Source organism: Pedobacter miscanthi, from assembly GCF_003315595.1.
Lineage (GTDB): Bacteria > Bacteroidota > Bacteroidia > Sphingobacteriales > Sphingobacteriaceae > Pedobacter > Pedobacter miscanthi.
The window spans coordinates 245736-267882 of the sequence record NZ_QNQU01000001.1 but is presented as its reverse complement, the minus strand read 5'-3'; the positions used below and the strand labels follow the sequence as shown (position 1 = coordinate 267882).

The 22147-nt window shown below is 40.1% G+C and carries 18 protein-coding genes; 14 read left to right on the top strand and 4 right to left on the bottom strand.

From position 1 onward, the window contains the following. Window positions 1-70 precede the first annotated feature (70 nt). The 6 genes from DRW42_RS01165 to DRW42_RS01140 all read left to right on the top strand — a co-directional run bounded on the left by DRW42_RS01165 (window position 71) and on the right by DRW42_RS01140 (window position 9072). Entirely contained in the window at window positions 71-1123 is a 1053-nt protein-coding gene (locus DRW42_RS01165; RefSeq protein ID WP_113946989.1) for a FecR family protein, read from the top strand. A gap of 212 nt (window positions 1124-1335) precedes the next feature. Continuing rightward, complete coding sequence (locus DRW42_RS01160; protein ID WP_158544250.1) at window positions 1336-4314, top strand: SusC/RagA family TonB-linked outer membrane protein; 2979 nt, start codon at window positions 1336-1338, stop codon at window positions 4312-4314. Further along, complete coding sequence (locus DRW42_RS01155; RefSeq protein ID WP_147243642.1) at window positions 4248-4637, top strand: hypothetical protein; 390 nt, start codon at window positions 4248-4250, stop codon at window positions 4635-4637. Before DRW42_RS01160 ends, DRW42_RS01155 begins: the two co-directional genes overlap by 67 nt. A gap of 19 nt (window positions 4638-4656) precedes the next feature. Further along, window positions 4657-6546 carry a RagB/SusD family nutrient uptake outer membrane protein gene (locus tag DRW42_RS01150; protein WP_113946986.1) on the top strand — a complete coding sequence of 630 codons (1890 nt, stop codon included), beginning with the start codon at window positions 4657-4659 and terminating at the stop codon, window positions 6544-6546. A 16-nt stretch (window positions 6547-6562) separates the two neighbouring features. Beyond that, window positions 6563-7042, top strand: a complete 480-nt coding sequence (locus DRW42_RS01145) for a DUF5018-related domain-containing protein (RefSeq protein ID WP_147243641.1) — start codon at window positions 6563-6565, stop codon at window positions 7040-7042. A gap of 239 nt (window positions 7043-7281) precedes the next feature. Then, window positions 7282-9072, top strand: a complete 1791-nt coding sequence (locus DRW42_RS01140; protein WP_113946984.1) for a right-handed parallel beta-helix repeat-containing protein — start codon at window positions 7282-7284, stop codon at window positions 9070-9072. A 112-nt stretch (window positions 9073-9184) separates the two neighbouring features. Here the strand turns inward: DRW42_RS01140 and DRW42_RS01135 are convergent, their stop codons facing one another. Then, the gene (locus DRW42_RS01135) at window positions 9185-10927 is read right to left on the bottom strand and encodes an ABC transporter ATP-binding protein (RefSeq protein ID WP_113946983.1); all 1743 of its coding nucleotides are present in this window, start codon (window positions 10925-10927) and stop codon (window positions 9185-9187) included. Window positions 10928-11169: 242 nt separating this feature from the next. Here DRW42_RS01135 and DRW42_RS01130 point away from each other — a divergent pair, with 242 nt between their 5' ends. Further along, window positions 11170-11580, top strand: a complete 411-nt coding sequence (locus tag DRW42_RS01130; protein ID WP_113946982.1) for a hypothetical protein — start codon at window positions 11170-11172, stop codon at window positions 11578-11580. Continuing rightward, a complete protein-coding gene (locus tag DRW42_RS01125; protein WP_113946981.1) occupies window positions 11577-12710 on the top strand; it encodes a hypothetical protein in 1134 nt (377 codons plus the stop codon). Before DRW42_RS01130 ends, DRW42_RS01125 begins: the two co-directional genes overlap by 4 nt. On the opposite strand, the gene DRW42_RS01120 is transcribed toward DRW42_RS01125, so the two are convergent. Continuing rightward, a complete protein-coding gene (locus DRW42_RS01120) occupies window positions 12697-13668 on the bottom strand; it encodes a Gfo/Idh/MocA family protein (RefSeq protein ID WP_113947184.1) in 972 nt (323 codons plus the stop codon). The genes DRW42_RS01125 and DRW42_RS01120 overlap by 14 nt on opposite strands. 231 nt (window positions 13669-13899) lie before the next feature. Continuing rightward, on the bottom strand, window positions 13900-14265 hold the full coding sequence (locus DRW42_RS01115; RefSeq protein WP_113946980.1) for a winged helix-turn-helix transcriptional regulator: 366 nt from the start codon (window positions 14263-14265) through the stop codon (window positions 13900-13902). A gap of 77 nt (window positions 14266-14342) precedes the next feature. Here DRW42_RS01115 and DRW42_RS01110 point away from each other — a divergent pair, with 77 nt between their 5' ends. Both DRW42_RS01110 and DRW42_RS01105 read left to right on the top strand, forming a co-directional pair. Then, window positions 14343-15227 (top strand): NAD(P)H-binding protein, encoded by an 885-nt coding sequence (locus DRW42_RS01110; protein WP_113946979.1) that lies wholly within the window; start codon window positions 14343-14345, stop codon window positions 15225-15227. A gap of 564 nt (window positions 15228-15791) precedes the next feature. Further along, the gene (locus tag DRW42_RS01105; RefSeq protein ID WP_113946978.1) at window positions 15792-15986 is read left to right on the top strand and encodes a hypothetical protein; all 195 of its coding nucleotides are present in this window, start codon (window positions 15792-15794) and stop codon (window positions 15984-15986) included. A 4-nt stretch (window positions 15987-15990) separates the two neighbouring features. Here the strand turns inward: DRW42_RS01105 and DRW42_RS01100 are convergent, their stop codons facing one another. Beyond that, window positions 15991-16947 carry an alpha/beta hydrolase gene (locus tag DRW42_RS01100; RefSeq protein ID WP_113946977.1) on the bottom strand — a complete coding sequence of 319 codons (957 nt, stop codon included), beginning with the start codon at window positions 16945-16947 and terminating at the stop codon, window positions 15991-15993. A gap of 235 nt (window positions 16948-17182) precedes the next feature. Here DRW42_RS01100 and DRW42_RS01095 point away from each other — a divergent pair, with 235 nt between their 5' ends. The 4 genes from DRW42_RS01095 (at window position 17183) to DRW42_RS01080 (ending at window position 21667) form a co-directional block, all read left to right on the top strand. Beyond that, window positions 17183-18022 (top strand): ThuA domain-containing protein, encoded by an 840-nt coding sequence (locus tag DRW42_RS01095; protein WP_113947183.1) that lies wholly within the window; start codon window positions 17183-17185, stop codon window positions 18020-18022. Window positions 18023-18043: 21 nt separating this feature from the next. Further along, entirely contained in the window at window positions 18044-19168 is a 1125-nt protein-coding gene (locus tag DRW42_RS01090) for a glycoside hydrolase family 18 protein (protein WP_113946976.1), read from the top strand. 673 nt (window positions 19169-19841) lie between these two features. Then, the gene (locus tag DRW42_RS01085) at window positions 19842-20144 is read left to right on the top strand and encodes a GNAT family N-acetyltransferase (RefSeq protein WP_113946975.1); all 303 of its coding nucleotides are present in this window, start codon (window positions 19842-19844) and stop codon (window positions 20142-20144) included. Between the two features lie 113 nt (window positions 20145-20257). Next, on the top strand, window positions 20258-21667 hold the full coding sequence (locus DRW42_RS01080; RefSeq protein WP_113946974.1) for an alpha-L-fucosidase: 1410 nt from the start codon (window positions 20258-20260) through the stop codon (window positions 21665-21667). Window positions 21668-22147: the final 480 nt, after the last annotated feature.

Below are 22147 nucleotides of genomic sequence, written 5' to 3'. Positions count from 1 at the left end.
ATTTAAAAAAAAGTAAAAAATCCTTGGTAAAAAAAACATTTTCTGTGCACTGACATTAAAAGCAGGTGCCATGATTGATGAATATAAATATCCTGAAGATTTTTTAATGGATGATACCTTTAAGCAGTATTGCGAAGGTAGCAACGAAAAATGTGTTGTTTTTTGGAAAACATGGATCGCCAGAAATCCCGAAAAACATAAAGTTGTTCATGCAGCCCAAAAATTATACGGGATTTTAAGTGGTAATTTCACACCTGTTAATCAACAGGTAGATTATCTTAACTCACAGATTACTCCTGTAGCCAAAACCAGAAAAATAAGGCCCTTTTATTATGCAATTGCTGCTTCACTTTTAATCGCATTACTAGCCGGATTGATGTATACGATTTACCCACGTACGGATATTCGCTTACATTATGCCGGAAATTTTGCAGCAAAAAAAGGAGAGAAGAAAAAAGTGACGTTGCCCGATGGTACGCTTGTATACCTTAACGGAGATAGCAAAATAGAACTTGGCGATAACTTTGATCAGGAAGACAGAAATGTAATGTTAACCGGCGAAGCCTATTTTGATGTAAAGCACGATGCTACAAAACCTTTTTACGTGCGTACCAAAAATTTTAAGATTACCGTGTTGGGTACCGCTTTTAATGTAAAAAGTTATGCCAATGAGGATGAATCGGCTGCAACCCTGGTAAGGGGTACCATTAAACTCGAAGATAATACGGGTTTAAATAAAAATACCATTATCCTCAAGGCCGGTCAAAAAATTACCTACCACCTGTTAAAAACGGAACCTGAGTCTGGCCGTGCCGGTACAGATGAGGCAGATAGGGTACCTAGAATAGAAGTTAATAATCTTACCGTAGTAGATAAACAGGTTGTAGAATCGGCGTGGACCAACAATAACCTTATTTTTTTGAATAACAATTTAGGAGAGATTAAAGAGCGGCTTGAGCGGTGGTTTAATGTTACCATCGAGTTAGAAGATAAAGAAGTGGCCGGATACATTTATAACGCAAACTTTAAAAACGAGGATATCTTAACCGTACTGCAGAGTCTGCAACGCGTAAAACATTTTAATTTTAAACAGAAAGGAGACCGCATTACCATAACCAAATAAACAAGCTAACCAAAATAAACCTGTATCAAAAAAAAAGGGGAAGTGCTAGAAACACATTCCCCAAATAATTTTTTGATCATTTTTCTCATCTGGGGTTCCTCACTGGACATGCGTAGCCCCAAATAAACCAACCAAAAAACAAAAATATGATTAAAATTTACATTAGTCAAGCCTCGCCATGGCCCAGGCTGCTTTCCAAAGTCATTATCCAAATGAAGATTGCATTTTTATTAGTCTTTATTACCTGCTTAAATGTTTCCGCAAAGGTTTTCTCTCAGGAGAAATTAACGCTTGATCTTAAAAATATCAGGCTCGAAAAAGCACTCCAAACCATTGAAAAAGAAAGCGGATACCGTTTTGTATACAGCCCAACCGAAGGGCCTTTTAATAAGCTGATCAGTATTAAAACCAATCAGGCTTCGCTGGAAGAGGTTTTGCGGACTTTACTGGCTGGTACAACACTAAATTATAGTGTTCAGCAGGATAACCTGATTACCATTTTAGCCAATACCGGAACCGATAAGGATATTACTGTTCAGGGCTCGGTTAAAGATGTTACCGGGGCAGGTATACCGGGGGTAAGTATAGCGGTTAAAGGAATTAAAGGCATTGGAACTTCTACTGATATTAATGGTAAGTTCAGCTTAAAGGTGCCCGACCGTGCCATTTTGGTTTTTTCCATTATCGGCTACGAAACAGTTGAAATGGCTGCCGGTCCATCGATGAACATCACGCTCAAAGAAGCAAACAACAATCTTGATGAGGTGGTAGTACAGGCATACGGCAAAACAACCAGGCGTGTTACCACCAGTGCCATCAGTACCTTAGATATGAAAAACGTAGCGCAGATACCTGTGGCATCCATTAATGATGCTGTTGCAGGCAGGTTGCCCGGGGTTATTGTAACCGCCAGTACAGGTGCACCGGGTGCTAAAAGTAGCATTTCAATCCGTGGTGGCGGTACACCTCTGTTCGTAATTGACAATGTGATCCGCTCAGCCAATGATTTTGCTAACCTTAACCCCAATGACATTGAAGAGTATTCGATTTTAAAAGATGCTGCGGCAACTGCGCTTTATGGGGTTTCGGCCGCTAACGGCGTTATTATTGTAACCACTAAACGTGGAAAAGAAGGCCAAACTACCATTAACTATTCTTACAACCAGATTTTTTCGCAACCCACCCTGTTCCCCGAAAAAATGAGCGCTTATGATCAGGCTGTAGCGCTAAATAAAGTGTATACCGATGAAGGAAAGAGTCCGTTCAGAACCCCGGCCGATCTGGAAAAAGTAAAAACAGGTTCTGATCCCCTCAATTTTCCCAATACCGATTGGCAAGCACTAACGATGAAAAAATTTGCGCCAGAAATGCGCCATGATTTATCTTTAACGTCAGGTACAAAATCATTAAGCTATTATGCTTCTCTTTCGCATTATAATCAGGGATCGATATTGCGCACAGATCAAAACTTTAATAAACGCACTACTTACAGGTTAAATGCTACCAGCGATATCGAAAAGCTGAATTTAAAAGTTACTGCTGGCATTGATGGTTTTATAGAAAATAACGCTGTCCCTTATGCTGGTTATGGTGGCATTTACAGCCATATTCAAAACAGGCAACCCTCACAGCTGGCGCTTAATGAGTTTGGTTTGCCCACATCCCAGCCCGATAACCCGGTAAGGGAATTGGATCCGCTTTCGGGCTATAACAAAAGTACCGCTAAAATTTTCAATTCCAATTTAGGCTTGGAGTATAGTGCCCCGTTTTTAGAGGGCTTAAAACTCAAAGTAAATGGAGCTTATACCACTTATAATAATTTCAGGAAAATCTGGACTTATCTGGCCCCTGCTTATGCAATCGGCAGCAAAACACCAATTAATGCCGGGCCACCATCGTTAACAAACGAACAGGGGCAGGGAGCAACACTTACCTTACAGGGTTATTTAACTTATAATAAAACATTTGGCGATCATGCTTTTGATTTTACAGGTGTTTTTGAACGCCAGACTGATGATTTCTCAATTGTTAACGGAACCAGGCAAAATTATCAGATTATTTACGATCAGATTATTGCCGGACCAACTTTAAACGCAACCACGGGTGGCAGTGAAGGAGAAAAAAGACGTGCAGCAATTTTGGCGCGTTTAAAATACAGTTTTAAATCGAAATATACTTTGGAAGGATCGGTTAGAAGAGATGGTGATTATATTTTCCCCCCGGGCAGCCAGTGGGGAACTTTTTATGCCGTATCTGCAAACTATGTCGTATCTGAAGAAAACTTTATGAAATTGCTTAAGGAAAAACATATCCTTGATTTTTTTAAATTGAGGGGATCTTACGGACAGTTAGGAGATAAAAAAGACCTCATCAGCGGGGAGGAAATTGCTCCGTTTCAATATGTACCTGCATATGGTTTAAATGCCAATGCATGGGTAATTAATGGCAATTTAGTGCAGGGTAGTTCAGAGCCGGGTACCTTACCCCGCAGTACCTACTCATGGCAAACCATTGGTAGCCGGAATTTAGGACTAGAATTTGGTACCTTAAACAACAGGCTAACCGGGGGCTTCGATTATTTTTATACCCGTAGAAAGGGGTTTGTTGCCAGCGATCCACGTTTTGCATCTACTTTGGGTATAGGTTTGCCTTTAGTTAATGTAGCTGGTGCCGCATATAGAACAGAAGGTTTTGAATTTAACTTAAACTGGGCCAGTAATATTAATGATTTTAGCTATAAGGTTGGCTTTAACTTTACAAAATCCAATTCCTTATGGGAGAGATATCCTACGGAAGCTGATGCAACCATTAAAAACCCTTATATCCGAAGAACAAATACAGCGGGCGATTTTTATGGATACGGTTTACATAGCCTCGGTTTCTATACCGATAACAGCCAGCTGCTAACTGGGGCTAGGGTAATATCGCCTAATATAATAGCCGGCGATTTAAAATATTATGATGCCAATGGTGATGGTAAAATCACGGCCGATGATAACAGGCAGATTGGCAGCAACAGTTTTCCCCGTACAAATTATGGTATTACTATCGATTTGGGCTACAAGGGCTTTTCATTTAATGCTGTAGTACAGGGAGCAGGCACAGAGATCGCTATATTGGCGATGTGTTGCAAGGATCAAGTAACCAAAATCTGCTGGTTTATGCCTATCAAACCGATTACTGGAGTTTAGATAACCCTGGAGCCCGTTTTCCACGCGCTGTTTCTACACCCAGTGTAAACGGAAGTAATAATTTTCAGGTATCTGATGCCTGGTTAATAGGATCTAAATATATCCGTTTAAAATATGCACAGTTAGGTTACGATTTTAAACAGGGCTTGCTCAAAAAAGCACCCTTTCAACAACTTCGGTTATTTGTATCAGGTACCAACCTGTTAACTGCTGCCAAAAGTCAGGATTATTTCATTGATCCCGAATCAGGCACCAACAACCTGAACAATTACGAATATCCTGTTCAGCGCACTTTTGCTGTTGGAGTAACCGCAGGTTTTTAATCATTTTATAAAGAAGATCATGAAAAAAATTATAACAACCATAGGGATTTTAACCGGCTTAATGGTGTTAAATTCCTGTAAAAAAGTGCTGGATACTTTACCGACCGACAGGATCAGCCCGGATATTATCTGGAGCAGCAGGGCGAATGCCGAAACTTTTATTTTTAGTACTTATGGCATTATGAACAATTATGCAAGTGGTCCAGGCCAGGACCCGTATACCACAAATATTATTGCCCAGGGCGGAATAGGTGGGGCAAATACCGTTTTTAGCGAAAGACCCGGGTTAACAAACAGAAGCGACTATGGCTTTAACAACTGGGGGGCTGTTCGCCGTTGTAACGTAATCATTAAAAACGTTACCGAATCATCAGGTATTGCAGAGGCAGATAAAAAGGAATTAATTGCTGAAGCCAAATTTTTAAGGGCCATGTCGTACTACAGTGTGGCACGCACCATTGGCCGTATTGTTTGGATCGACAAAGTTTTGAACGAAAACGATGAATTTTTGCTTCCAACAACAGCTAATCCAACAGAAAGTTACAACTACATTATAAAAGACCTGGAGGATGCTGTTACCGGTTTACCTGCCACAAAAGTATCAGGCCGTACAAATAAATATGTAGCAGCTGCTTTTTTGACTGAAGTGTGTTTACAGGCTTTAGCTTATAAAAACTATCCGGCGGCACCAAATATAGCAGCTAACGATCCGTTGCTGGATAAAGTGATAGCCAATGCACAACTGGTTATTGGAGGTGGTTATGCCTTAGAAACCGATTATGAAGGCATGTTTAACGAAACCAAAAGTACATCCAGTGAAATTATTTACGGAATTTACCAAAAAGCAATTAATACAACTGTATCAAGCACGCCAATGCAAAATGCGTTGCCGAATATAACAGCCGATAAAATTAATAAATTTCAGGGTTCTCCATTGTTTACCAAGTCGGTTCCTTTTGAATGCTGGCCCGAAAATTTCCCCGCACAAAATTTAACTGATGATTATTTAACCATCGATAAGGCCGATCCAACCAAGGTTGTGCCCTGGAACCAGACCTCGCAATACATTAATGCAGTTGATGAAGGAGTAAATGTGCTGGTGCCTTTTTCGAGAACAGGTTTTCCGCATGATAAAACGGCTAAATTAAATGATGAAACCCTGGTTAAAATGGGAAGGATTAAACCTGGCAGCAATGAAACCATCTGGACATTAACCAATGAAAACCGCGATGCAAGGTGGAAAGCTTCCATTATCAGCGATTCTACCCGTTTTTACGGCGAGTTATTTACTACCGGGCTAAGAGGAAATGCCGCACGTTTTCTAGGCGAAATCAATGGTGGCGACTATGCTTTTACCTTAAGTAACATGTATTGGCGAAAAGGTATTTATACCAATGTTTCGCCTTCATATTTAAACAGTGTAAGTACTGATTATCATTTTGTATGTATGCGTTTGGGCAGGGTATATTTAAATCTTGCCGAGGCTTATCTGTTAAAAGGAGATGTGGTTAATGCTGTAGTTAATTTAAATAAAACACGGGTGATGCATGGACAAATACCTGCCTCAATGGCTAGTAATTTAACAGATGCCTGGAAAGACTACAAAAGAGAGCGCAGGGTAGAACTCACGGAAGAAAACGATCGTTATTACAGCCTTTTACGCTGGGGCCGCTTTGGAGGTAATGCAAATGATGGAATTGCGCCAGGAGGAACAATTGCTGAATTAACTGAACCAATACGCGTAATGGACATATCAAAAGACCGGAAATCTTTTTCTATCGTAACAGGTCCGTTCCGTACCACCTATAATCAACGTGTTTTTACACCTTCGCGAAGGTATTTATTCCCTGTACCACAGGGTATGATTGATAACAACCCTAAATTCTTACCTCAAAACCCAGGTTGGTAATCCTAAATCTTACATTATGAAAAGAAAAATTAAATATATCACCCACGCTGTTTTATTATTGATAATAGCGATTACAACTTCATGTTTAAAAAAAGGCTTAGAAGATTATCCATTATTTGATACCAATGAGATCACACTGGTAAATGCAGAATATCGCTTTAATGGCACCGAAACCAGGAACGGACAGCCTGTTGTAGCTTACCAACCTTTATTAGTAACGCAAACAGTAGATCAGACCAATGCAACTATTAATATCGCGATCAGTGTGCCGGCTGCCAATGGTCAGTTTACTGCCGCCGAGAAAACTAAAGTAGCGCAAACAAGGTTATGGTTTAATGTAAACATCTCAACGGCGGCAACCATTGCACCAACAGGCGGAACCCCTGCACTTGGCGATCCAACTGATGCAACAAAACCATTGAAATATGTGGTTACCGCTGCAAATGGAGCAACCAGGCTATGGACCATTAATATTACCTCTTTTACAAATAATTAGAAATTAAAACATTAGCTTGTGAGAGGCTGTACCGTAAATATAGATGGTCGTTTTTGAATCGGTTAATTGATTTATCACAACTAGCCCGGGTGCTGATTTTATCGGTAAGGGCTCATTGTGACAAAATCTGAAGAATCTCTTTTACGATACAGCCTCTCTTTTAATATTTAAACTGCAACATTTACTGTTGAATATAAGCACGCTTTATTAATCGCAAACGCCATAGTTAGAACCACATAATGAAAAAATATTTTACCGCATTATTCCTGCTTATTGGTTACCAGCTTCAGGCCCAAACCATTGATGTAAGTACTTTTGGCACCAAACCCAACAGTTTTGCCGATGCCACAGCAAGCGTGCAAAAGGCAATTGAAGCCACCAGAGCGCAGGCTAAATCAGTGCTTAATTTCCCCAAAGGACGATATGATTTTTGGCCTGATAGCGCTACCGAAACCCATTATTATATTTCCAATTCCTCATCGGAAGCAGAATTTCCGGTGAAAAAGCAAAGGGTTGGCTTATACCTGAAGGATTTGAAAAATGTAACCATAGAAGGCAATGGATCGGTATTTGTTTTTCATGGAAAAATGATCAGCTGGGTAATTGATGGGAGCGAGGATATCCGTTTGCAAAACCTTTCGGTTAATTATGAACGGGCAGGTATGTCGGAAATGACCTTAGAAGAGATTACGCCCACATCGGTTACCGCCAATATTCATCCTGATAGCAAATTCGCCATTATTGATGGCCGGTTAGAATGGTATGGCGAAAAATGGATTACCAAAAACCATCACGCTGTTTTGTTCAGACCAAATGCCAGCACTTTAACCTACAGTGGTTGGGATGCTTTTTCGAAAAGTAAAGCCGAAAAAATTTCCCCGCTTAAAGTAAAATTTACCGGTGATTTTTCGAAACTTAAAGCCCAGGCTGGTGATGTATTAACCATTAGAGACCGTTACCGCGACTATGTTGGTGCATTTAATAACCGCTCTAAAAACATTAGCCTGCATAACATCAATATGTATTCGATGCATGGTTTGGGTATTGTTTCGCAGTTTTCAGAAAACCTTGATTACGATAGCGTTGTCATAGCACCCGAACCTGGTAGCGGACGGGTAATAGCATCATCAGCAGATGGAATGCATTTTTCGGGTTGTAAGGGACAAATTACCATTAATAATTGCCGCTTTAAAGGTTTGCATGATGATCCGGTTAATGTGCATGGCACGCATTTAAAAGTGAGCGAAATGATATCGCCAATTACTTTGAAACTAAAGTTTATGCATCACCAGACCTATGGTTTTATGGCATTTATGCCTGGCGATACCATCGTTTATTTACACCCTGCTGCATTACAGATTTTTGGACAGGGCAAAATTAAAACCGCTAAATTAATTTCAGAAAGAGAAATGCTGGTTGAATTGGAAAAACCTTTCCCCAGCGAACTAAAGATAGGAGATGCTTTAGAAAATGTAACGTGGACACCAGCTGTAACCATTAAAAACTCACGTTTCGAAGCCACTATTTCGCGGGGAACTTTAATTACCACACGTCGTAAAGTGGTCATTGAGAACAATATTTATTATCGCACGGGCATGCATGCTATTTTGATTGAAGATGATGCTGAAGGCTGGTACGAATCGGGACCTGTAACCGATGTAACCATACGCAACAACCAATTTATAGAATGTGGCTATAATTCCGCACCAAATAACTATGTGATTAATATTAATCCTGAAAACCATCAACTCATCCCGAATTACTATGTGCACAAAAACATCAGGATTGAGAACAATACCTTTAAGATTTACGATTATCCGTTATTATCTGCTAAAAGCACCCAGGGGCTCACTTTTGTAAACAATAAGATAGAAAAATCTGATTTTATGCCTTCTGGGAATCCACGCCCCGCATTTAACCTTTTGGCCTGTACAGGCGTGATAATGAAAGGAAATCAGTTCGGTGCCGAAAAACCAACAATTGAATTAAAAGATATGCTTAAAAAGGATATTAAATCAGATATTAAGTAGTGTTGAGTTGTCAACTTCATAGCCGTTTGCATAGAAGTTGACAACTCTTTTTTGTAGTAGTTTTGTTCCGGGAAATTGAAATGGTAATTATTTATTGTTGATAATGAGTTGATTATCTGCGCTCTCCAATCTGCTGTCGCCACATGGAATAATAAAGGCCTTTCTTTTCGAGCAATTCCTGATGACTCCCTGTTTCAGATACTTTTCCTTTCTCCAGCACGTAAATTTGATCGGCGTGCATAATGGTTGATAAGCGATGGGCAATCAGAATGGTCATCTGTTCCCTTCTGTCAGAAATTTCGCGTATCGTTGCCGATATTTCTTCCTCGGTAAGCGAATCGAGTGCAGAGGTGGCCTCATCAAATATCAAAAGTCTTGGTTTTCTTAATAACGCTCTGGCAATCGAAATCCGCTGTTTTTCTCCTCCGGATAATTTCATTCCATTTTCGCCCAAAACCGTATCAATCCCCTGCGCAGCTTTGGCAATAAGCGCAGTAGCAGATGCCTTACGCAAGGCTTCAACAATATCTTCTTCGCTTGCAGTGGGGTTTACGAAACGCATATTATCCCTGATTGATCCGGCGTACAATTGGGTATCTTGTGTAACAAAGCCAATTTGCCGGCGTAAAGGGTTATACCTGATTTGTTTAGAGCTTGTTTTGTTGAAGAAAATTTCGCCCTCAACCGGAAGATAAAGTCCTACCAAAAGTTTTACCAAAGTGGATTTACCCGAACCTGACGGACCAACAAATGCCACTGTTTCACCATTCTGGATTTCGAAAGAAATATCATCAATAGCGTTATAACCGGCTGTTTTATGTCTGAAAACTACATTTTTAAATTCTAACCGGTTAAGCGCGTCAATTTCTATTGCATTATCTGGTCGCGTTTCTATTGATTTCTGCATCAGGTTATCAAAGGTTTTAAGCGATGCATCGGCCTCTCTATACAGGATAATCATATTACCCAAATCCTGCAAAGGGGTAAAAATAGCTGTGGAGATAAACTGCATGGCAATCAGTTCTCCGGTACTCAATATTTTCCTGAAAATAAGCCAGAGCAGGATGAACAGAACGGATTGCTTTAACAAATTGAGGAGATTACCTTGTAGAAAAGATAACATACTTACTTTTCTGGCTTTTAACATCTCGAGATCGAATATTTTTAACGTCTGTACATTCAGCCTTCTGATTTCTGCAAAGGTTAAGCCCAAACTTTTTACCAGTTCGATGTTGCGCAGGCTCTCGGTAATCACACCTGCCTGCCGGTCGGCCTGTCGGTTAATAGACCGTTGGATAGCTTTGATTTTTTTTGAGAGTAAACCTGTTAACGAACCCAAAACCAATACGCCGATAAAAAATACGGGAACAAGTAACCAGTTTTTATTTAAGCTATACCACAACAGAAAGCCAATGCCAACGAGCGATGAAAAGAGAATATTAATAAATGCATTGATAAAACGTTCGGCATCGGTTTTAACTTTTTGCAGTACCGATAGGGTGGTACCACTGCGGCTTTCTTCAAATTCCTGAAAGGACAGGCGTAGGGTTTGTTTCAAACCATCATTAAAAATATTCATGCCAAAGCGTGCTACGGCTTTACGGGTAGTAAATTCCTGTACCGAGCGGCAAAGCCGGGCTACCAGCGCTATAACAAGTGCAATAAGCAGCCAGTATAAAACTTCGCTTATAAGTTGCTTTTCGCTTAAATGATGTTTATTGGTTGAATAATTGTCGATTATTTTTCCAAAGATGATTGGATCAAGCAGGCTTAAAAGCTGTGCCGAAGCAGCCAGCAAGAGCGAAAATATAATGAGTTTACGATGAGGTTTAAGGTATTTTAAAAGTATTTTCATCTTAGCGGCGATATAGGAAGAGGTTGGCAATTACTAAACGCAGATCAGTTCTAATAGTTTCGATCACGCGCAGCTATATTACATCATCATTAAATTTTAAACAATTTTACATTTTTGCTAAGTGATTGATTACAAAATTTGTAAATTTAGTTAGCAAAGTTTATTGTGTGCCAATTTATAAGGCTTGTATTATTCTTTTGAATCATCAGCTCATCAAATATTTCATCTAAATACGATTTACAATGAACACTTATCAAACAGATCAATCTCAGGAGGGAATCCTGCTTACGGCCAGTATTTCTGCCACCGGACCGGTATACACCAGGGCAATTATCCTTAAAGTAGACGAGCCCGCACAACCCGGAATTAAAGTTGCTGATTCTCAGCCAATGGATCATACAGGTAAAATTAAAAAAGCCCTGATTGGAACGGGTCCAAAATTGAAAGGATTCCGTTTAGGTGTTATTAGTCAGGTTGGGGTAATAGGGAGTAATAAGCAGGAAAGGTTAGAAAATGCCAAACATGCGGCTGGCGATTACTTGTTGCAAACCGGGGATAACAATAAGGTAAGTTATAATAATCCCGTGATTACTGTTACCGAAAATGGTGATGATGTTTATGTATTTATCGTTTTTACTGTAGATCTGGTATGAAAAAACTATTGACCTTCTCGCTGCTTTGTGCTGCTCTGATTACAAAAGCCCAGGATACCAAAACGATAAAACTCGAAGATCTTGGCGCACCAACTTCACCGGCATTTGTACTAACCGATCTGAGCCCTACACTCGTTCAGAATCCTACCACACCAAAATCATTCGTATTGGGTGTGGCACAATCTTTTGGTCAGTCGAAAAGTGGTTTCCCGGATAATTTTGCCGCGGGTTTTACCCCTTTCTGGTGGTTTAACAAAAAAGGTTATTCGGTATACGATGTACTTGGGTTAAAAACCAAAGATACTACGGGTAAGGATCTTCGTGAAAATATATGGGGCGGATTAAAGTTTACGGGGGTTTCGGTTGCGCTGATTAATAAAGATCTGATCCCTGATGCAGTTGCCGATCAACAGCAGGTATTTTCTGTCGGAGGACGCACCAACTTGATCAAGGTACACCGGAAAAGCTATGTAACCGACATTGGAAATGCATTAACTGCATGGACTAAAGCAGCTAATAAAGGTTTTGATAGCAATCAGGCAATGTTAGATGCCATGATCATTGATCCTGCAGGCACCGCAGAAATATTGAAAAAATGGAACTACAAAGATTTGGAAAATGCTATGGACCAGATCAATACATTGATTGCTGAGAAACCTACCCTTAATCTTGATCTTTCTGCCGCTTATGCCGTATACGGAATTGATGATAAACACTATAAATCAGGCCGGACAGGTGTTTGGACAACGCTTTCGAGCTATATCCCCATGCGTTTGAAATTTGATAAACCTACTCTCAATTATTTTAGTTTAAATGCCTCTGTAAGGTATCAGGAAGACCATTTTTATAAAGATAATGCGGGCAATGTAGGGCTTAACCGTTCGGTTGATGCCGGTGGCAAAGCCGGGATTGAGATAGACAAGTTTGCTATCGGAGTTGAATGGCTCCATCGTTGGAACAAGGCAGGCACAAGCGATCAAAACCGCACTGTTGGACAGCTAAGTTACAAAATTGCCGATCAGGTATTCCTTAATGGTAGTTTCGGGAAAAATTTCGATATGCCGAACAAACTGATTACAGCTTTGGGGATCAATTGGGGAATTGGTTCGGAAAAAGTTAAACTTCCGTAAAATCGTCCATTAATTTCATGGTAATCAATGCATCTTCGCCACTGCATGGGTTTGGTCCTTTATTTAAAAAGTAATCAACAACTTTTTCAATCATGGGTTGTTGCACATGTTGCAAAGGTTCGAATGCGAATGTTTCAGTTCGATCGGTTGTAAGGTTAATTTTATTGCCAAACATCGGAAAACTGATTTTGCCTTTCGAACCATATATTACACATTCATCAGCCTGATCCTGAGGCGCAACGGAGAAACACCAGGTGCCGCTGAAAACTACGCCGTTTTCGAAAAGAATATTGCCGGTAACAAGGTCATCAACTTCGGTATTTTCCTGTTGTTTAGCTGCTATACCCGAAGCACTTTTTACTGCACCAAAATAGTAGGTCATTAAATCCAGCTGATGGGGAGCCAGATCATGGAATAAACCTCCGCCAGAAATGGCAGGATTAATCCTCCAGTTATCTTCTGTTTTGGCAATCAGTACAGGATTTGGTGGCTGGAGCATTTTTAAGCGGATCAAACGGATATCTCCAATGGTATGTTGATCCAGCAGTTCTTTAACTTTCAGAAACATGGGCTGTGCCCGTCGGTAATGGGCCACACAAAGCTTTATATTGAGTTGATTTGCTGCATCCGTCATCCGTTGTGCTGCGGCAGCATCTAAAGTCATCGGTTTTTCTACATACACGGGTTTTCCCGCCTGTAAGGCTTCAATGGTATAAGCTTCGTGTTGCAAGGGCGGTGTAGCAATATAAATGGCATTTACCTCCGGATCATTAATCAGTTCCGAAGCATAGCTGTACCATTTTGGTACTCCATGGCGTTTTGCATAATCAGCTGCTTTAGCGCCATCACGTCGCATTACCGCCACCAATTTCGAATGGGCAACTTTATTAAAAGCCGGACCGCTTTTTACTTCTGTTACATCGCCACAGCCAATAATACCCCACCTGATTTCTTCCATGATCATTTAATTTGAGCGGTGAAATTAAGAAATATTGGCTTAAAATGGATTTTTCAGGTAAGCTTAAAAAAAGAAAAGGGATTCAATATGAGATTGATCCCTAATCAACTAACCAAACAAATGAATCCCGGAAACCACCCCGGGTTCGTCATTATAAACGGAAGTTTTAATGGATTGTTTTGTTGATTTTTCGGATTTAATGTAGGGGGTTAATAATGAGGTAGAAAGCTTTTAATTTTCATCTATTTTAAAATCCTGCGCAAAAGCCCATTCCACCATTGCATCAAGCACGATTCTTAACTGTTCGCCTTCTTTACTCAGGCTGTAGGTTACATGCGGAGGAACTACATTTTGTGCTTCACGGATCACCAGGTTATCTTCCTGCATCTGTTTAAGGTGCTGAATGAGCATTTTTTCTGTAATGGCCGGTATAAGCTTTTTAAGTTCACTGTACCTTTTTGTACCGCTCAAAAGGTGATAAAGAATAATGGGTTTCCAGTGGCCGCCTATTTTATTCATCACAAAACTTACCGGGCAACTGGCCTGGCTGCTTTTCCTGTTTTCGTTTAAGGTCGAATTTTCTTTAATGGCTGTCATGATACATACTTTGGGGTAAGTACTTGTATAAAAGTAAGTACAAATATAACTTTGCTTTAAATAAAAACATAACAATCATGAAAATAATCATAACAGGTTCCTTAGGGAATATCAGCAAACCATTAGCAACTCAATTAATTGCACAAGGCCATAACGTAACTGTAGTAAGTAGTAATGCAGATAGAACAGCAGAAATAAATCAGCTTGGTGCGCAGGCGGCCATTGGTTCGGTAACGGACGAAAGTTTTCTGACTAAAACTTTTGCCGGTGCAGATTTAGTTTACCTGATGGTTCCACCTCACTTTGGTGCCGATGACCTACCCGGGCACATTAAAAATGTAGGGCAGCATTATGCCAATGCAGTAAAAGCTTCGGGCATTAAAAAAGTGATTTTATTAAGCAGTATAGGCGCTCATTTAGAAAAAGGTACCGGCCCCATTGCAGGTTTACATGCTGTAGAACAAATTTTTAACCAGGTAGAGGGTATTGATCTGTTAAGCCTTCGTCCGGCGTTTTTTTACAACAACTTTTATGCAAACATCGATCTGATTAAACATGCAGGTATTATCGGATCTAATTATGGTGCCGATCAATCGATTGTACTCGTTCATCCAACCGATATTGCCGCGGTAGCCGCTGCCAAGGTAGAAGAGGGCTTTGAAGGAAAAAGTATCCTTTATATTGCCAGCGATAAGCCCAAATTGAGCGAAGTAGCTGCTGCTTTAGGTTCGGCAATAGGCAAAGCCGGTTTGCCATGGGTTGAATTTGATGATACGCAGGCTTACGAAGGTATGGTTGGTGCAGGTTTGCCAGCAGAAATGGCCAAAAATTATATAGAAATGGGGACAGCCATCAGAAGTGAAATATTGTGGGAAGATTTCGAAGCGAAAGGCATTGTTCCTGTAGGTAAAATCAAGTTAAAAGATTTTGCGGCGCAGTTTGCTGTGGCTTATAATGGCTAAATAAAGTTGTCATTTGACTGAAGTACGAGTCCCAAATATTAGGGAGATAAACCTGCAGCTTAGATGTTCTCAGGTGTCTTAGGTGGTCAATTAAAACAGCATAGTTTTTATTTTTTAAGACCATCTTAGTCACCTAAGTTCACCTAATATGTCTTTAAATCGGTGTTCTTTTATGCTACATGAGTGGGAAATAGAGTGAAAAATGTTCCCGCAGATCTAAAAAGATAAGAACGCAGATTAGAAATATATTTGGCACTGAATAATATCTCTTCAGATAGATCTCTCCACTATGGTTGAGATGACGGACAGCGTTAGTACTCCGTGTTAATCTGTGTTTTCCGCGCCTGATTTTAATCCAAAAAAGAAAAGGGATTCAATTTGAGATCGATCCCTATTCAACTAACCAAACAAATGAATTCCGGAAACCACGCCGGAATTATAATATAAACGTTGTAAGGACGGGATTGTTTTAACGTTTTACCAAATTGCCTGATATTTTTTAAAAAAGAGAAAAATGACAGATCAGACCAGTAAATAACGATCTGCTTTTTTTAGCTTTGTGCTATGCAAAACCTTTCGAAGAAGCTTCAGATCGATCTCATAGAACTCAAGGCTAAATATGCCTTCATTATGGACGAACTGGAGGCTACTTTTGCAGATGCTTACCTGTCGAAATCTTTGGCCAAGCAGCGTTTAGCCGAACAGATGATGCTCGAAATTGAGCGCATCCTCAGCGAACAAGGTGGTAGCGACAATTGATCTTTTAATTCCCGATTACTTTTTTAGCAGCAGACAAATTGAAAGTACGTTTTTTGTCGGCATCTTTAAAATCCACATCCATAAAATAACGCTTGTGTTTAACTACATAATTTTCGATAAACCATAAAATATCGGGCAGGTTTTCGGTCATTGGCGAACCGGCTATTTCGTGACCCATATCCTGTACGTATTGAAAATAATAAGGATAATTATTTTTTCTGAAACGGTGAGCCAGGTATTTAGATCCAAAAAAACCGCGGTTAAATAACCTCACTTTGTTGTATGGAACCAGTTTGTCGGCCGTGCCATGAAAAAACATGGTTGGTGCAGGTGCCATCGCATATTTTGGAGCGCCTTGATAGCTTAAAATTGCCCCAGCAAAAGAAATTACACCTTTATATTGAAAATTAAGCGGAAGGTTAGCTGCCAGCGGAGTAGCGTTTCTTTTATTATAATCTGCATGTAACGCCGTAATCGCTCCCGCGCTCGATCCGGAGATGATCACCATACCAGTATCAATACCCAAAGCCTTTGCATTTTTGATAATATAAGCGGTTGCTTTATAAACATCTGCAGTTGCGGTATCAATGGCCGACCGTAAATTAGAAGTATTGAACGGGGTAGGGAACTTTTTGCCTTTAAGCCCTAACCTGTAATCTACTGAAACTACTTTAAAGCCATGTTCGATCAACCTATTAAAGTAAGGCTCATACAACTTGCTGTCTCTGCGGCCCAGCACAAAACCACCACCAAAAACAAACAGCAAAGTATGTTTTTTCTCTGTTATCTCACCCTGATAATAAATATCCAGTTTTAATGGGGTAGAATCAGTTTGTGAAAATATTTTGGTTTCTACACGCGATTTCTTGTCCTTTAACACAATCTGCCCGAAGGAAGCCAAAGAACTGAATAAAAAACCAAGAAAAAGCAGGTTAAGCGGAAATACTTTATTGTTGGGCATCGTATCTGATATTGAAAAGTTTGCTGTTGGTCAAAACAGCATTTGACCAGGGCTAATTTATCGCATTTTCAATTTTATCACAATTCTTATTTAAAAGATTGCTTTATAAAGGCAGATTACATCCTTAAAATCATAATGAAGTGCATTTGTAGTGGTATATACAGGCACCTATTTGGGCACTTGTGTTTCAAAAATAGCGATATTGGCACCATCAGATTATCCGATAGTTATGGTTATGAAAAAAATATATTTACTTTTCCTTTGCTTTTTGTCAGTGCTGTTTTATTCGAAAAGCCTGATGGCATCAGCGAAAAAGAAATTCAAGGTAATTGCCTTTTATACCGCCAAAAGCGACCTGGCGCACATCAGTTTTGTGCACGAAGCCAATGTTTGGTTCCCGAAAATGGCTAAAGAATACAATTTTGAATACGATTCTACCTCCAACTGGGAAAACCTGAACGAAAAATTCCTTGCTAACTATCAGGTAGTCCTCTTTTTGGATACCCGCCCTGAAAAGAAAGCGCAGCGCGAAGCATTCCAGAAATATATGGAAAATGGAGGCGGATGGATGGGATTTCATTTTGCTGCATTTGGCTTAAATAACTCGGCGGTTCCGCAAAACTGGGATTGGTACCACAACACTTTTCTGGGCTCCGGCGAATATGGAAGCAATACCTGGAGGCCAACCAGTGCCATTTTAAGAAAAGAAGCAAAACATCCCGCTACAGCAAATCTTCCGGAAACATTTAAGGCACAGCCAAATGAATGGTACCGCTGGAAAAACGACCTGCGCAATAACCCGGATATCGATATCCTTTTATCGATCGATTCTGCAAGTTTTCCCCTGGGCACAGGTCCGAAACAACATGAAATCTGGCGCAGTGGCTTTTATCCGGTGGTATGGAGCAACAAAAAGTTTAAAATGGTTTATGTAAACATGGGGCACAACGACATGGATTACGAACATAAATACGACAATACCAATAAATCGCTTTCCTCTTCATTCGGCAACCCCGATCAGGATAAATTGCTGATCAACGCACTTTTGTGGTTGGGAACGGGTAAAAAGCATTAAAAAGCCATTAAAATCTATAAAATGAAAAGAAATTTAAAGTTTTTGGCCGTTTTTCCCGTGTTTATCATTGCATTTTTAATCATGGCCGCATCAAAGAATGAAAGCGAAAAGGTAATTATCGGCTATGTGGGAGGTTACCGCGGCCTGGTTGATGTTTCGCTTATTGCGCCTAAAAAACTCACGCATATCAATTATGCATTTATTAACGTGAAAGATAACCGCGCTTTCATCAACAGGCCGGCTACTGATACCGTAAATCTAAGAAATTTAGTCGCTCTAAAAGCTCAAAATCCAAAGTTGAAGATTTTAATTTCCATCGGTGGATGGGCCTGGAGTGAGAATTTCTCTGATGCTGCGCTTACCGATACAGCGAGAGCAGCTTTTGCTACAAGCGCAGTAGATATTGCTCGGAAATTTAAGCTTGATGGAGTAGATGTAGACTGGGAATATCCCGGTATTCCGGGCGAACAAGGAAATGTTTACCGCCCCGAAGATAAAAAGAACTTTACCCTGATGATGGCGTCATTACGCGATGAGTTGAATAAACTCGAAAGCGAAACCGGATCGAAAAAGCTTTTAACGATTGCCGTTGGAGGTTTTAACAATTACATCAACCATACCGAAATGGATAAAGTGCAGCGTTATCTCGATTTTGTGAACCTGATGACCTACGATTTTTATCCTGGTAATGGCGTGGCTGTGCACCATACCAATCTTTATGATTCTGATCAATACAAAGGCAACAGTGGCGATGCCGTTTTTAAGGCTTTTGTTAAAGCTGGTGTACCTGCCAATAAACTGGTAATGGGCATTGCGTTTTATGGCAGGATGATTAAATTAAAAGATGCTGCGCATAATGGAATTGCAGATAGTGTTCAATCACAGGGTTATGGCAAAGGTTATACCTTTATCCGCGATAGTCTGATCAACAAAAAAGGCTTTAAACATTATGTAGATAAATCGGCAAAGGCATCTTATATTTTCAATAATGAAACTAAAGAATTTATGACTTTCGACGATGAGAAATCGGTAACGGAAAAGTGTAAGTACGTAAAGAAAAACCAGATGGGCGGGGTAATGTACTGGGAAAACGATTCGGACCTGAAAGGTTACCTGCTCAATCAGATCAATAAGGATATCAGGTGATTGGCTTATTGGCTTATTGGTTAATCGGTTAATTGTTTAAATCGGTTAACTGCAAATTGCCAACTGGAAATTGTTCATTGGTCATTTGTGGATAGGTTAATTGTAGTATTGATAAATTGTTAACTGCAAATTGCCAACTGAAAACTGTTCATTGGTCATTTGTGGATTGGTTAATTGTAGTATTGATAAATTCTTAACTGTAAATTGCCAACTGAAAACTGTTCATTGGTTAATTGCTTAACTGTTTACCCTTCGACTACGCTCAAGTGGGTAACTGTTGGAGAATGGCTAATAGCAATTGTACTATATTTGGATGAAGAATTGACTTTGGGTTTTCTCGCGATAATGGGCGTGTGTTAGCGTAGCTCAGTGTAAATCCGTGCCTCCGTGGCTAAATTAATTATGGAACTAATCAGATGTTTTTCGAGATAGATCTCTCCACTTCGCGATGCTTCGGTCAAGAGGAGGGGTTGCGTTGGTGATGACGTGTTGCGTTAACATATTCCGTTGTAAATCTGCCTCCATGGCAAAATAAAATGATCTGCTAAAATCTGCAGGCTTTTCGCGTTATCTGCGGGATGAAGCCACTTTTTTGTTACGATAAAATCTACCCGCATATCTTCCATACAAAAACCTTAATTCTTGCTAAATTGCCCTAAAATTATTAACCACTATGGCAGAAGTTAAAATCAATATCCAGCAAAATGAACCAAGTGCTTTCGATCTGTACGATGAAGACGGAAAAGTTGGCGAAATGGTATTCGATATCCAGGGAAACGACCTTACGGTTTACCATACCGAAGTATCGCCGGAAAAAGAAGGACTAGGTTATGCCAAAATCCTGCTCGATGCCATGGTGAATTATGTGCGCGAAAATAAGTTGAAAGTAATACCGCTTTGTCCGTATGTGCACCTGCAATTCAGGAGGCATGAAGCACTTTACCAGGATATCTGGAATAAAATAAAAGAAGAATAAAATAATTGTTTTTTCCATTACCTCAATGCTGCCCAGGGATAAACTCATTTGCCCGGCAACCCGCTAATTCCCTCTGAAACCTTTTCAATAAACCATAACAATAACCACACTAAATGAAGTTTTTATTCTTTAAGAAAAACGTTTTAGTAGTATTTTTTTCATTGCTTTCAATCGGAGTGATGGCGCAAAATACTACAGATGCCGCCAAAAAATTAAACGCCCTTCAACAGCAGTTTGTTGATCTGCGTTTCGGAATGTTTATCCATTACAATATCCCAACTTATGCCAATGCCGATTGGCCCGATCCTGAGGCTTCGCCAAAATTGTTTAACCCTAAAAAACTAGATGCCAATCAGTGGGCTAAGGCTGCAAAATCGGCCAATATGAGTTATGGCTGTCTAACTACCAAACACCATAGCGGTTTTTGCATCTGGGATACCAAAAGCACCGATTATAACGTAATGAACAGTCCGTATGGCAAAGATGTGGTGAAGCAGTTTACCGATGCTTTCCGGGCGAACGGTTTAAAAGTGATGCTTTATTATTCCATTTTGGATACCCACCACAAACTTAGGCCTAACCAGATTACGCCAAAACATATCGATATGATCAAACAGCAGCTTACCGAACTGTTAACCAAATACGGTAAAATTGAAGCGCTGATTATTGATGGATGGGATGCGCCATGGTCGAGGATTTCTTACGATGACGTACCTTTCGAAGATATTTATACCCTGATTAAAAGTTTGCAGCCCGATTGTTTGGTGATGGATTTAAATGGTGCAAAATACCCTTCCGAAGGTCTTTATTATACTGATATTAAAACTTACGAAATGGGCGCAGGGCAGCGCATGCCAAAAGAAAGTAAGCTGATGCCAACTTTGGCCTGTTTGCCAATTAATACTTCATGGTTCTGGAAAACGGATTTCCCAACCGTGCCGGTTAGAAAGCCACAGGAAATTGTGAACGATTTAATTAAACCCTTAAACGAAGCCAGTTGTAATTTCATCCTCAACGTAGCCCCAAACCGTGATGGTTTAATCGATGATAATGCCATTGCCGCTTTAAAAGAAGTTGGACAATTATGGAAAAACGAAGGAGCAACCAGGCCGCTTCCACCGTTGGGTTTGCCGATTATTTCGAGTAACCTGGCCAAGAACCAGGCCGCTAATTCGAGCTGGAGCAATGATATGAACATTATGGATTTTGCCAATGACGACAGTTACAGAACGTCATGGGAATCGAACAGTGCGGTCGAAAATCCATGGTACGAGGTCGATTTTAAGAATGAAAAAGCCATTAATACCATTGTAGTGGCCGAGCAGAAAGCAAATATCGATACCTATGCACTCGAATACTGGAACGGGGTGGAATGGAAAAAAACTTTTGAGGGCAAAAATGAAGACCGCATTAAAATCCACCGTTTCGATCGCGTTTGGGCGAGTAAGGTCCGTATCCGCATTGCCCATGCCAAAGAAACACCCTCCATTGCCGAATTTCAGGTTTTTAATGAGAGAAGGTAAATTCAGGGATTTAAATAAGATTCTGTAGTATAAAATATAAAAAATTAAGTTTTGTGACCGAAGTTGACCCTGGTTTTGATGTTTTAGATCAGAACCGGGGTTAATTGCTTATAACCTGAGTTCGATTAATATTTATATATTTTGATTGGTTTTTAGGCTCTTTTTCCTAAGGCGATTTTCATGCTATTCCGATTCATCCTATTGCCCGGACACATATTTTTAAGGCATCATGCCAGCTTGCTTTGAAAAACAATCAGGTTTTACCTAAGTACGCCCGTCAATCCCAAGTGCAGGGAATCAAAAAAACAGTTGCAAAATAGAACAATTAGCACCATCAAACCTAAAACGCAGTGGTTTTGTGCAGCTCTTGGAACCACTTTACTTACTCAAGACTTGCTGTACAAAACAAAGTGCTGCTGTTTTTTTGATGTGAATGGGCCTTGTGTGAAGCACATTGCTGGATTGACGAAGCGTTTTGGG